This is a genomic window from Phaeodactylibacter xiamenensis, from assembly GCF_965229835.1.
GTDB classification, from domain to species: domain Bacteria; phylum Bacteroidota; class Bacteroidia; order Chitinophagales; family Saprospiraceae; genus Phaeodactylibacter; species Phaeodactylibacter xiamenensis.
In genome coordinates this window covers 1428134-1441817 of record NZ_OZ245931.1, presented here as the reverse complement: position 1 = coordinate 1441817, position 13684 = coordinate 1428134, and the positions used below count along the sequence as shown (strand labels likewise).

Below are 13684 nucleotides of genomic sequence, written 5' to 3'. Positions count from 1 at the left end.
GCTCATCGTCACGAAAGATAAGCCCGTGTTGTTCACTGCCATTAATGCACTCTCCTGGCTTAGGCCGGTTTACTGGCCATCTCCTCCAGTACTTCCACTTCATTTGCGATGCGGTTAGAAAGCATTTGCGCTGTTCCTGTCTCGTAGGGAGAAAGGTCCTCAAGGTCAATGGCGTATTTTGCCAACCGGTCGAAGGAAGCGGTCAGCCCCGTACCCTTAATTTTGTGGGCGTGCCTTTTGACCTCTTGCTCAGGAGCTTGGTTTTGGATAGCCAATTGAAGCGCTTCTGCGTCTTTCCGGAGTTCGCCGGACCGTACAATGCTCCAAATTTCCTCAATGACTTCCTCTAAAATGGCTTCATTCCCGCCAAATCGTTCCAATAGAGTACTTCGGTTGAAAACCGGCGTTGAAGATTTTGGTGTTGTAGCCGAAGCAGCTTCACCCGGTTCTTCGGCATCTCTTCCTTGTTGTGTTTCCAGCCATTTTTCCAGCATTTGCTGAAGCTGACTGGCGGTTATCGGTTTGCTCAGGTAGTCATCCATACCTGCCTTCAGGCAACGTTCCCGTTCTCCTTTGATAGTGCCGGCGGTCAGCGCGATAATCGGGGTGCGGCCATTTCGTTCGGATTCCCGTATAGCCTGCGTTGCCTGATAACCGTTGAGTATAGGCATTTGGACATCCATCAGTACAAGGTCGGGCTGAACCTCCTGGAATTTATCAATGGCAGATTTGCCATTACCCGCCGTATGGATTGTTACCTGATCGAGGATATTGTTGATGAGTTCACGAGCCAGGATGACGTTGACGTGGTTGTCATCAACGATCAGTATGGTAAGTGATTGGCTCTTTACCGTTACAGGAGGTGCCGGAGCACTCGCGATGACTGCCGGCATCGCCTCTTCCTGCCGGTTGACTAGCGATAAGGCATCAAACAGGCGTCGAATAGTAATTGGCTTATTGATTTGCTGCAAGACCTTATGTTTTTTGCAGGCTTTGTTGATTAAGCGGTCATCTGAAGCACTATGCAACAGAATGATTTTGAGGTCATCGGCTGTAAGCTCCAGTTCTTCCCTGATTCTCCTTATGACCTCAATGCCATCCATATAAGGCATATGATAATCGGTGATCAGGACGTCAATACTGCTATCGTGTTTCAGTTTTTCAAGCGCAGCGATCCCATTTGATGCAGAGGAAGTATAAATCTGTTGCAGGTGCAGCATTTCCCTGAGAATATGGAGGTTGTTGGGGTTGTCATCAACAATAAGCACATGTTCGATATCTGAAAGCCCATCCCATTGATTGCAGTCTCCTTCTTCAGTTTGTAAGTAAACCACAAAGGAAAAGGTACTCCCCAGGTTCAATCGGCTTTGGATTTCAAGCTGAGACCCCATCAGGTGCAGGAGTTTGTTGGAGATCGTGAGCCCGAGCCCTGTGCCCCCATACTTACGGGTGGTGGAGTTGTCTTCCTGAGTAAAAGCTTCCAGGATTTTATCTTTTCGTTCTTCGGCGATGCCAATACCAGTGTCACGGACTACAAACCGAAGCCCCTGATAACCATTTTCATCTTTGCCCGGCAGGGCAGAAATACCGATTTCTATTTCGCCCTCTTCCGTGAACTTGACGGCATTCCCAACCAGATTGACCAGGATTTGCCGGATGCGTACCGGGTCTACCCATGCATAGCGGGGCAGGTTGGGAGAGAGGTTGAGCAGTAGTTCGATACCCTTCTCATTGACTTTATACTTGACGATATCGCCTACCTGACTGACCAGCTCCCAGAGGTCGGTTCGTTCGTAGGAAAGCTCCAGCTTGCCTGCTTCGATTTTTGAGAAATCCAGGATGTCGTTGATCAGGTCCAGCAGAATGTTGCCCGACTGATGGATGAGGCTCATATACTGCTGTTGGGTTTCATTGAGCCTGGTCTTCAGCAGCAGGTCTGTGAAGCCGATAACGCTGTTGAGTGGCGTACGGATTTCATGGCTCATGTTGGCCAGGAAAGAAGACTTGGCGATATTAGCAGCCTCTGCCCGTTCCTTAGAGGCTTTGAGCTCTTCCTCATACTGAATGCGTTGCGTGACATCCTGCCGGATAGACAGGTATTTTTCGATCTGTCCGTCTTTTCCCTTAATCGGCGTGATGGTGGAGTCCACCCAGTAAAATGATCCATCTTTGGCTTTGTTCCTGACAATACCCCGCCAGATTTCGCCCTGATCAATGGTATCCCACATGTCTTTCCAAAAAGCTTTATCGTGGTAGCCCGAGTTAATCATCCGGTGGTCATTGCCTAGCAGTTCTGCTTCTGAATAACCGGAAATTTCTGAAAATTTGGAGTTGACCTCAATGATTTTGCCGTTTTTGTCCGTTGCGGACACCAACGCATTCAAATTCAGAGCAGAGTTGATAGACTTCATGGCATTGACCTGGACAACCAGTTCGCTCTGTGCTTTGCCCAGTTCTTCATTGCTGTTCCGGAGGTGGTCATTCAGGCTTCTTAATTTTTTAGTGTACGAGGCAATTTGTCCCAACAGCGGGTACATGATAAAGGTGGCGATGAACCCCACCAGGCACAAGCTCAGAACCAGCAGCGTACGGTTGAGCACAATCAGCCGGTCATTCTGAGCACTGCTGTTGTATTCGTAGCGGTTGACAATTTGCTCCATCCCTGATAAAAAAGTCTGTTGGTCCTCAAAGAGCATCTTCAATCTGGAAGGCTCCTTCTCTCCCTCAAAACCAATAGCATAGGCATTGCTGATCAGGCGCATTCGGGCATCCTCTATGCCGTTGTTAATGGCAAAGGTCAGGGAATCATTCAGTGGATTGTGGAAATTGTTGCCTGGGCTGGCATCAAACAGGTAAAGGTGGGCATCGGTAAAGCGGGAAATACTCTCTCTTAAATTCTGCCGGATGACCTCCTGGTCTTCCTGGGGGATTTCATAGAAGAAACGAAGGGATTGAAGCGCAATTTTCTGAGAATGTGTCCTTTGCCGCCCGGCAAGATTGATGAGAGCAGCACTGTCCTTGTTCTGTTTGAGGGCATTTTGGAGGGACAGGAAATAGAAAATGAACATGGCCCCAATAAAGGAGACAGAGACAAAGAAGGTTAAGCGGTACTTCCTGGAATTCATTGTGCATATTCGTTTGGGGGAGTAGGGGAACTCCTTTAGAGCCGTAAAATAGGCTTTTTTTGCAGAAGAGTAAAGCCCTGACTTAAAAGAAGCGCTTGATTTTTTCCGGAAAATTGACAAAAGTCAGGATTTAATGTTGCAACTTTAGGTTGTCTCTGAATCATTTCTGTGATTGTAAACTATAGTATGAAAAAGCAACTATTATTCCTTTTAAGTGTAGCCGTAGTTATGGGATTGGGGTTCCGGCAGCTGCCTTCCGGCCCGGCTCTGGCAGATAACCCGTTCGTACCGGTTGAAGGCCACCAAAACTGGCTGCGGGTCAGGCCTGGTATTGCGCTTGGAGCTGAAGAAGCGCTGCGCTATTTTGAAAACATGCAAAACTGGCCACAGGGTGCAGTGTGGCAACGGGTGAAAATCCGTGAAGAAGGAGAGAGAAGCCACCATCTTTACCAGTTGTCTTACCAGGGCTTTCCCGTTCAGAGCAGTCAGTTGTACGTGCACACGAGGCAGGGCCAGGCTACTCTGATTAATGGTCAATGGCCTAAAGATTGGCCTTCCGTTCAGGGGGTGCCGGTTTTGTCGCCGGAAGAAGCATTGGATCAGGCGCTGTCGGTTGTCCCGGCTGAAGTGTACGCCTGGGAAAACGAAGGGCTGGAGGGAATGCTAAGAAAGGTGCGCCGCGATCCCAACGCTACCTACCTGCCAAAGCCTGAACTGGTATGGGCGGGCACACGTGCGAGTGCCCGTAGCGGATTGACATTGGCTTACCGGATGACCATAAACGCTCAGCGACCGCTGCAACGGGAGCTGGTTTTTATCAATGCCAAAGACGGTACGGTACTCAACCGCATCAACCTATTGCATACTCATAATACACCGGGCACAGCCGAAACCAAATACAGCGGGCAGCGCACCATTATGACCGACTCTATGGACAATGGGCAGTTCCGGTTGGTGGAAACCACCCGCGGGCACGGTATTGAAACCTACAACATGCTGCGCGGTGATGATGCTGAACAAGCCGAAGATTTTCTGGACGATGATAACTTCTGGGATAATTTTAACGCCAATCAGGATGAAGTAGCAACCGACGCGCACTGGGCAGCCGCTGCCACCTTTGACTACTTTGCCGAGCACTTCGGTTATATCGGGGTGGATGGCGATAGCATGGCGCTGATCAGCTACGTGCATTACGAGCGGGATGTGATTAATGCCTTTTGGAATGGCGACTGGGCACTTTTTGGCGATGGCAATGGCACAAGCTTCACTTCTCTGGCCACTACCGATGTGGTTGCCCATGAATTCATGCACGGCATTACCCAAAGCAACGCCAACCTGATTTATCAGGACGAAAGCGGTGCACTGAACGAGTCTTACAGCGATATTTTTGGCACCGTCATCGAATTCTATGCCTCCCCGGAGCTGGCAGACTGGACCATTGCGGAGGATGCGGATCAGCAAGGCAACGGCTTCCGGAATATGCAGGACACCAAAGAAGACGGCCACCCGGACACTTACCTGGGGCAGCACTGGTTTACCAGCTCGGGCGATAACGGCGGGGTGCACACCAACAGCGGCGTGCAAAACCACTGGTTTTACCTCCTGACCGAGGGCGGCAACGGAGTCAATGACCGTTTAGACACCTTCAATGTGGCTGGTCTGGGCATGGATACAGCAGCCCTGATTGCTTTCCACAACCTGCGGTACTACCTCACAGAGTCTTCCAACCATTATGATGCCCGCCTTGGGGCTATTCAGTCGGCGGAGGACCTGTTTGGGCCTTGCTCGGCCCCGGTGGTTCAGGTCACCAATGCCTGGTACGCAGTAGGAGTAGGTACGCCTTTTGCCGATTCGGACCTGCAGCCGCTGTCCATATCCAATCTTGACTCCCTGTCCTGTGGCTTGCCGGAAGAAACTTTCTTAACCGTCGAACTGGCCTACACCAGCTGCTTCACTGATGCGGGCGCAGGAACGGCAATTCCACTGGCCTTTCAGGTCAACGATGGTGCTGTTTTAGAGGATACTTTGGTCCTGGAAGAAGCTTTGGTGCATCAGGACATCCTGAGTTTTACGTTTAGTATGCCAGCCGCCGCACTTGCCGAGCCGGCAACGCATGAAATTAAGGTATGGGCCGCCTATGGGCCAGACAATATTGCCGCGAATGATACGCTCACTGTTGCGATCGAGAATATTCTGGCTCAGAACTCCGACCTCAGTGTGGAATCGGTCCGCCACCCGGTTTCCGCCTGCTTTATGGGAGCAGAGACTGTCGAAGTGGAGGTGCGGTTTAATGGCTGCGATTCTATAGCGGCGGGCACGCCCATCACCTTGCATTATCAGCTGAATGATGGGGCCATCGTTGCTGAAGAAGGCACGGTACCGGTGACGACTATCCGGGGAGAAAGTTTCTTTTACAACTTCCAGACTCCGGTTGATATTCCCATTCAGAATGCTAATACTATTGATGCCTGGGTGGCTTACCCTTCTGACTTTCTCAATCAGAATGACACGCTGGCATTAGCGCCGGCCTCCAATCCGGTCCCGGTGGTCGACTACGGCGTGCTCACCTTTGAGGCAGGAGCAGCTTCTCAGGACTCCTTCTTTGTAGATGCGGGCCCTTTGGCTCAGGTCAGCTTCTCAGAAAGTGCCGCCTTCACAGGTGGGTTTGGGCTGCTTATAACGGGTACAAACAGTTTTGAAGCCTATCAGCAGGGGGCGTACACCCTGCCAATAGGCAGCAACGTTTGGAAGGTGAATCCTGATTATGGGGCGCGGGTCTGTTTCTGTGCGGACCTGACTAATGTGGAGGACCCGCTGCTGCAATTCGACTTGCAGCAAAGCTGGTCGCCGGTGTTCCTGGCCAATGGGGTGCAGGGCAGTACCCCATTCGCTTCCGCGCTCCGGGTGCTGGTGAATGGCGATTCGGCTTCTCTCACGCTCAAGCCGGAGACCATAGTACCTGGCCCCTTTGAGGCACGGCAGGTAAGCCTCTTACCCTACGCTGGCCAAAAGGTAGAGGTTTGTTTTGAGACCCGTACCGGGATAAGCCAGGAAGCCGACCCTTTTAACCGTGGCGATAAAATCCATCTGGACAATATCATAATTGGGGAGGCGCTGGTGAATACATCAGCTCCTGTTAGCCTTGGAAATCAACTCAAGGTTTATCCCAACCCCGGAAGGGAGGCGGTCACGCTTGAAGTAGCTGTAGCGACTGCCGGGCCTGCAGCCCTTAGCGTAACGGCCCTTACCGGACAGGAAGTGCTGCGGCAGGAAGTGGTGTTGAGCCCTGGTGCCCAACTACTGAACCTGAATACGGAAAGCTGGGCAGCCGGTGTTTATCAGGTGGTGCTGGATGGTGAAAGCTACCGTATCGTCCAAAAGTGGGTGAAGCTCTAATCCCTTTGGTGAAGGATCAAAATAACAAAACCGCCTGGTGCATTGCGCGCCAGGCGGTTTCGTGTTTTTAAGGCAAGTAATTATTGTATGCTAAACCGGCCGCTGCCTTGCCGTTGATGGCTGCTCAGGCGGTAAAAGTACAATCCGGCGGGCCATTGTGCAGTGGGTAATTCAACGGAGTTGCCAGCGATGGACTGAGCATAGAGCAACTGCCCGTTGGCGTTCCGCACCTCCAGTTGGTAAACATCTCCGGCAGGATTCTTAAACTGAAGCGAAGCTGGCCCGGAAGCGGGGTTGGGAACGACCTTTGCCTCTAATTGTTGAATCAGATCCCGGGTGCCGGTAGGGGCCTCGTATTCCACACAAGGGTCCAGCAGGTAAGTGACGGTCTGCTCCTGATCGAGGTTGATGATCTCATCAATAACAGATATGCAAATGAAATCCTCCGTGACTTCACTGAAATGCACCCGGCAGAGGGGCTGGAAAGCATTACTTTTGTTAATGGTTGAATCCTGGTAGGAAATACCGATGACGGTTTGCCCGGCACCATAGGGTGAGATCGGGTAAATGGCATCGTCCACCAGATTTTCCACTTGCTGCACGACCACGCCCTCCATCGTAAATTGGTAAGCATTGATCCGGGCAGAGGAATTGTAGAGCCCGATATCCACGTAGCCTTCCTCGAAATTGGTATCAAGAATGGTGAGCAGGGTGGTGTCCGTGGTGTTCAGTACGCCCGCCGGAAAGTTGCAGTGGTCATGCGCGCCTCCTCCGGTATGCGGGTGCAGCGTGCCATACAGATAGCAGTTGGATAACAGACTGGCATCGTAAACGGTGATGCGGCCATCTTCGTTGAGGTCATTACATGGCGTGGGAGTCAGGTCACCATCCAGCGCATGCCCAACGTAGGCGTAGGCATCGGCCGTTTCCTGATTGCCGTTTTGATCGAGGTCGCCGCGCAGGGTAGTGCCGCCACAGTTGCCTTCACAGTCAATTACAGCATTGCCATAAGGGGTGCCTTCGCAGTCGATGTAGGGATCGCATTCCTCATCGAGGCTCATTTCCAGGCTGCCGGAAGAACGGTCTAAAAGGATGCAAACCTGTGCCCAGTTGTTGAGGGTATCTTTTTCAATGCGGCCCAGCTTGTCGGGGGCATTATCCCAGTTGACACGGGTGACGAAGATGTAGCGCCCGTCTGGTACATCGGTCACATCTATCCACTGGCACTCCAGAGCGGAACTGTATATGTCATGACAACCAGCCGTGATGCCCATGTTGTTGCAGCCATACTGCGGGGAGCCGGTGGTGCAGCCGAGGTCGATCACGCAGAATCCGTTTTTAAAGCCAATCGGGATTTCCGTGCCATCTTCCTGGTAGAGTACGTACTCGGCGTAGCCATCGTAGTGGAAGTGTTCATGGCAGTTGTCGTAAGTGAACTGTGTATTGTCTGTACTGGGTTGCCCAATAAAGTAGTCGAGCTCCCCTTCATTGGCAATCCAGGTGGTAAAGCGGACAATATCGCGCTGCCCATAGCCATGCAGGCAGCCCTCTTCGATCAGGCAGGGGTCGGTGGAGTTGATGGTCGACAGATAAATACTGGAGGCGAGAATGCCCTGATCGACAACGAGGTCAGGCGCAGCCGGGCAATTGGGGTCGCCCTGTGGCAGGCAGGAGCCATCGTCAACGGTGGCCAGTGGGTTGAAGTTGCAGGCGTTGGGGTCGGTACAGCCTACCACCGGGCCAAGGTAGGTCAATTCCCAGTTGATGCTGTCTGCACAGGCGTTTTCGTGGTCCCCGATCCGAATGTAATAGGTGAATGCCGGGTCAAAAAAAGCTTCCACCGTAGCTGCGGGCGCACAATCTCCCTCATCGTTATTATAAAATATGGTGCCTTGGTTATCCTCGGCTATCTCCCCCCCACAGCCATCATAAATCCAAATCTTGGTATCACAATCATTCAGGCCACAAGTGGAAATGAGGTAAGTACCCACCGAATCCGGGGTGAAGGCATACCAGCTGTCGTCATAATGAGCGGTATAAAACCCTTCAGAGACGGGCACGGCAGAATCACATTCTTCCCCGGGCGCGCAGTTGAAACTGTGGGCAGCTTCCTCTGTAAAGTTCTGCCCGCCCTCGGCAAGGGTATCCTGCCCAACAATCAACCGGTAGAAGCCAGGGGCAAAAATGCCGTCCCCAAAGCTGTCCTGAATCCGGAACCGAAGGCAGGTAGAGTCGGGTACACAAAAAGTAGACTGATAAAAACTGTGGTTGGCGTAATCAAAAAAGCTGGCCGATCCGTACACGGTACCCGCTTGATCGGATACTGTCCATGCCGTTTCGTAACCATAGCTGTCGGTTTGCACTTCAACCGTGACCGAGATTTGCCCTTCGGCACAAGGGTCTTGCCCAAAGGCAGCAGTTTGCAAAAGTAGCAGTAGCAGGGGATAGAGTATTCGTCGCTTCATATTTGTGGGTGTTTTGACAAAAGTAAGGTTTCATCCCGGTTTAGAAACACAATTATAAATGTATGTCCGACAAAAGCCTTTTTTGGGGCGCTCTGTCTTGATTATCAAGGGGCTAACAAAAAGCGCACGATTTTTTTGACTCTAAGCTTGCATGGAAAAAATATCTCCCCTATATTTGCAGTCCGCTACGAAAGATGTGGCGTGTTAAAACTAAAATCGCGGGGTAGAGCAGTAGGTAGCTCGTCGGGCTCATAACCCGGAGGTCGCAGGTTCGAGTCCTGCTCCCGCTACTAAGTAAAAGCGTAACAGTCGTACTGATTGTTGCGCTTTTTTTGTGCCCCTTACCTGCCTGACGGGTTTCCAAGCCTGCTATACCTGCCAACGTTTGCATAACAAATTACAATTTTTGAATAGCCTGGCAGCATTTGCTGTTTGCCTCTCTTGGATAAGCTGGAGCAGAGCGGGAAGCTCTACCCCGGCAGCATGGCGCTTCAATACAGAGGGTTGCCGCCCCCGGTATTGATGGCTAGTGGTCACTTGGTATGGCGTTTATAATCTGCGGTATCACTTTCTGTTTTGTGCGACTTGTTATGCAAACCCTGCCCACCTCAAAATTGGAAAATCCAATTTTTCTGCTAAATTAAAGGCAACCAAAGATTCTTAACCAAAGCCAACCTTTTGGACCAGTGGAAACGGTGCCTGTACTGTGGGGCAGAAAACAACACAGCCAACTACACCTGCTCCTGCATTGCAGAGGAGCCGGCGCATGCCTACCGCGCCCTTGGGCTTCGCTTCCAGCTCAACCGGCAGGAAATAGCGGAAGTGAAAGCAGCTTTTCAGAATTATTGCTTTGAGGATGAGCGGGGGATGTTGCAGTACCCGCTATTGCCCAACCGGAAATACGCCGGTGGCATCAACCTGAAAGTCGGTCTAACGCCCCTTCACCTCCTGAAATCCTTTAGCAAAAAGTCTGGAGTACAGGTGTTTATCAAGGATGAGGGGCAAAACCCAAGTGGCTGCTTTAAGGACCGGGAGACCTTGTCCTGCCTGCTCAATACCCGGCGGCGCAAGCGAAGAAAAGCGGTAATTTACTCTTCGGGGAACGCGGCAGCCAGCGCGGCATTGTTTGCCCGGCAGCAAGGGTTGCAGCTCATCACCTTCGTGCCGGGGGACACCTACGCAGAAAAGATCACCTACATTCAGAAATGCGGCTCCGACGTGGTGGTGCTGGGCAAAGCAAGCACGTCCTTTGAGGAGGGCTTCCGGCTGTTTGTAGGCCTGAACGAAGCCAATGTCTTCGAGGAAGCCGGCTTTGACAACTGGGCGGTCCGCAACCCCTACCGGGTACAGGGCGACAAAACCACAGCGGTGGAAATCGCCCGGCAGCTGGAATCACAGATGCATGAACCGATCCCCGATGTCGTCATTGTGCCTTCCGCCAACGGCAGCAATCTGGCGGGCATATGGGAAGGCTTCAAAGAGCTTAAGCACCTCGGGATAACAGATAAACTGCCCCGAATGGTGGTAGCGGGCATTGCTAATGCCAATCCCATTTGCAAAGCGGTCCGGATGCAGGAACAGGAAGTACCGGTTGCGTGCGATCTTTCAGGCTTGCAGGAACAGGATGCAAAAATTGGCAGCATTATCGTGGCCGAAGAAGGGTACGACTCGGTGGAAGCCGCCAAAGCCGTACTTGAATCCGGGGGCACTGCGGTGGAAGTAGGGACGCAGAATATCCGCAAGGTGATGGTCCGCTTTTTGCACCGGGAGCGCAGATTGGCGCTAAAGCATGGGGTATTGCCGGAGCCGGCCTCCTATATCGCTATGGCCGCGGTGGAACAGTTGAGGAGCCGCCGGAAATTACGCTTCGGGGAATCCGCCGTAGCTATTGTGACCGGGCACGGCATTAAGGCGCAGGGCACTACCCGAAGACTACTCAAAGGATACCCGGGGCTGCTCCGTACCGTACAGCAAATCATTGGGCGGAAACGCCGCGAAAACCCGGTGCTCGGCGGGAAAGTCCGGACCGGGCAGCGCCGTGTGGTTGCCGCCAATTTATCCGCCGTACAGCAGGCATTCTATGATCTGGCAGAGACCGCCCCTGCTTTGGCACCTTATCAAATGAATAGCTTTTTTACCACATGATACAGAATGCTTTCCAGCAATACGCAGAGACCGCACCATTAAGAGAAGTGATTATTGGCCGTTACGAAGGCTACCGGGCGCATTCAGCCTATGAGGAAATTGTGAATGAAGACCAGAAAAAAGGGCTGCCCGATGAAGCCACCCTGCGGTCTGAATTCCAGGCTTTCCGCTCGGCCCTTGAGGCAGAAGGGGTTACGGTTTACGAACCGGCCTATGTGGGCAAAATGGTCTACGACCAGCTGACGCCCCGCGATATCGGTGTGACGATAGGGCAGCGGTTTTTGATGTGTAACATGGCGCGCCGTAGCCGGCGGTACGAAATTGCCGGTGTATTCCCATTCATTCTCAGTCGGGGAGGGGAGGAGCCCAATCTGATCATCCCTGATGACCCCGCTGCCCTGATGGAAGGCGGAGACATTATGGTAGACAAAGGACGCTTGCTGGTGGGGCTTTCCCAGCGTACAAATGAGGCCGGCCTGGTTTTCCTGAGGGCCACCTTCGGGCATGAATTTGAAGTCGTTCCGGTACACTGCCGGCCTCTTTCTGAAGGCGAAAACGTGTTGCATCTCGATTGCACCTTCAACCCGGTAGGCCAAAACCACTGCCTGATCTACCCGGATGGATTCCGCGAAGTGCCTGAGGTAATACGAAAAGATTACCAATGGATTGAGGTCCGAAAAGAAGAGCAGGCGGCCCTGGCGACCAACGTCCTCAGCATTAGCCCCGAGGCGGTCATCAGCCGTGACCATCCGGCCTGCGAGCGGGTCAATCAGGAAATGGAACGTATCGGGCTGCGGGTTATCCGCATTCCCTTTGACGGGGCACCGGCTACGGGCGGTTCCTTTCGGTGTTGCTCTTTGCCGTTGGTGCGGGGAGGAGGTGGTTAGTCCTCCAGCTCGGCAAGCTTTTCTTTGAGCCAGTTGAGGCTGGCAACGTTTTTTGTCTCTTTCAGTTCCTTCTTAAATTTATCGACAGCAGACTGATCGCCCGGCATGATCCGGGTTAGTTTCCGGGTGAAGCGGATGAGGTTGCCATAGTTTTTTCGGCGGTTGACCGGTATGTCTTTATGCCGGTTAAGGTAGGCGCGGAAACTTTCGAAAAGGCTGTACAGCGGTTCCATTTCATCTGTTTCGTAGTAGGTGGCCAGGAGCATGGCCTTGGAGCCGAGGTTGTAGGCAACGTCGTCGTATTCGACATTTCTGAGTTGCTCAAGTACTTTATCGTACTCTTTTCTGAAAAAGAAAACTTGAGCAAGATTGTAGGTCAGGGAGTTTTCACGTAACAACTCCGGAAGCATCGAAGAATACTGATTAATGAAGTTTTCGGCCCAGTCATATTCACCTACTCTTAAGGCAATATTTACTATGTTTTTGAAATACCATGGTGATAATTCACCTTCTTCAACCAATATATCCTTTGATAAAATGTCTTTGTAGAGATTGAAAAGCTCTTGGGTGAATTGCCTGTTTCCTTGGTTAATCTTTCTGATACAATAATTCTGAGCGGCCATGTAGAGCACGTCTTTGGCTTCTCTGGGTGGGAAGAGACTACCATATTTAGTCAGCAAATTTCTTAGTATATGGTAATGATTCTCATTTTCAGCTTCTGTTAAAGTGAGGTAAATCTGATGATATAAAGCAATAGGAGGATAAGCATCAAAATCGTCTTCGTTTAAAGTTTTTATGATTTCTTGTACAAAGAGGAAATCATAATCTATTTTAACGAAACTTTTCTGTGTGATTGCAGCACATAAAATACGGAGCTTTTCGGCCAGGTAAAAAACATCGAGATTGAGTGCAATTTGTTCAATATTAGTCCTGTGCGAACGTTTGGTCTCAAACTCGGTTAAATCATAGAGGGTTTGTTCTATCTGATATTGTTTTAAATAGAAATCAGCAGATCTGTATTTTGATTTCTTTGACAGCCTTTTAGCAGTGCGTACTGCAGTAGAAGAAAGTTTTTCCAGTTTCTTACTCTCCACAGCCTGCATAAAATAAGTAGCCTGTTCTACAGGGTTTTTCTCATATATCTGCTGAGATAAGTACCCTTCCACCAGCTTTAGCAAATCTGAGCAGTATTTTCGGAACCTTACATCATCGTAGGGCTTATCCGGCTGAAGCAATGACCACAAATAGGTTTTATCCAGCCCGCCGTTCTTTTTACTGCTGTTGATAGCCTTGAGAAAGGCCTCGTACAGGGTAAGTAGTTCCTCGCTTCTGTTGAAATAGGGCGACTGAATGTACTTCCGGCACCGGTTCTGTTCGTACTTATCGAAGTGCATTAAAATTGCAAACAGCTTACTATTGTACATGTCCATCAGATTGTATATATTTGTCGATAGCAACGAATAGGAAACTACATCAAATCTACTCAGGCGCACCCTCCGAAGTCTGAGCCTTACAAAAGTAACGATATTTTTTTCACAACTGATACCTTTTTTGGCATCAAATGCCATTTAGGGGTTTTGATTTTAGGGCTAGGGGAGAAAAAATTCAGGACCTATTTCGAAACAGAGCCTCCTAAATAGCGTAGAATTAACAGAATTGTTGTATT

6 protein-coding genes and 1 tRNA gene are annotated in these 13684 nt (G+C 50.9%); 4 read left to right on the top strand and 3 right to left on the bottom strand.

From position 1 onward, the window contains the following. Positions 1–59 precede the first annotated feature (59 nt). Positions 60–3125 carry a response regulator gene (locus ACO08I_RS05215; protein ID WP_282774433.1) on the bottom strand — a complete coding sequence of 1022 codons (3066 nt, stop codon included), beginning with the start codon at positions 3123–3125 and terminating at the stop codon, positions 60–62. Positions 3126–3311: 186 nt separating this feature from the next. Here ACO08I_RS05215 and ACO08I_RS05210 point away from each other — a divergent pair, with 186 nt between their 5' ends. Further along, entirely contained in the window at positions 3312–6521 is a 3210-nt protein-coding gene (locus tag ACO08I_RS05210; protein ID WP_421948715.1) for a M4 family metallopeptidase, read from the top strand. 80 nt (positions 6522–6601) lie between these two features. Here ACO08I_RS05210 and ACO08I_RS05205 read toward each other — a convergent pair whose 3' ends face one another. After that, positions 6602–8986 carry a lysyl oxidase family protein gene (locus ACO08I_RS05205; RefSeq protein WP_421948714.1) on the bottom strand — a complete coding sequence of 795 codons (2385 nt, stop codon included), beginning with the start codon at positions 8984–8986 and terminating at the stop codon, positions 6602–6604. A 217-nt stretch (positions 8987–9203) separates the two neighbouring features. Between ACO08I_RS05205 and ACO08I_RS05200 the strand changes: the two genes are divergently transcribed. The 3 genes from ACO08I_RS05200 to ACO08I_RS05190 all read left to right on the top strand — a co-directional run bounded on the left by ACO08I_RS05200 (position 9204) and on the right by ACO08I_RS05190 (position 12018). After that, a tRNA-Met gene (locus ACO08I_RS05200) sits at positions 9204–9276 on the top strand. 388 nt (positions 9277–9664) lie between these two features. Further along, complete coding sequence (locus ACO08I_RS05195) at positions 9665–11131, top strand: pyridoxal-phosphate dependent enzyme (protein WP_421948713.1); 1467 nt, start codon at positions 9665–9667, stop codon at positions 11129–11131. Continuing rightward, positions 11128–12018, top strand: coding sequence for a dimethylarginine dimethylaminohydrolase family protein (locus ACO08I_RS05190; protein ID WP_421948712.1), 891 nt, complete (start codon positions 11128–11130; stop codon positions 12016–12018). Before ACO08I_RS05195 ends, ACO08I_RS05190 begins: the two co-directional genes overlap by 4 nt. Here ACO08I_RS05190 and ACO08I_RS05185 read toward each other — a convergent pair. Next, positions 12015–13442 carry a hypothetical protein gene (locus ACO08I_RS05185; RefSeq protein WP_421948711.1) on the bottom strand — a complete coding sequence of 476 codons (1428 nt, stop codon included), beginning with the start codon at positions 13440–13442 and terminating at the stop codon, positions 12015–12017. The genes ACO08I_RS05190 and ACO08I_RS05185 overlap by 4 nt on opposite strands. Between the last annotated feature and the right edge of the window lie 242 nt (positions 13443–13684).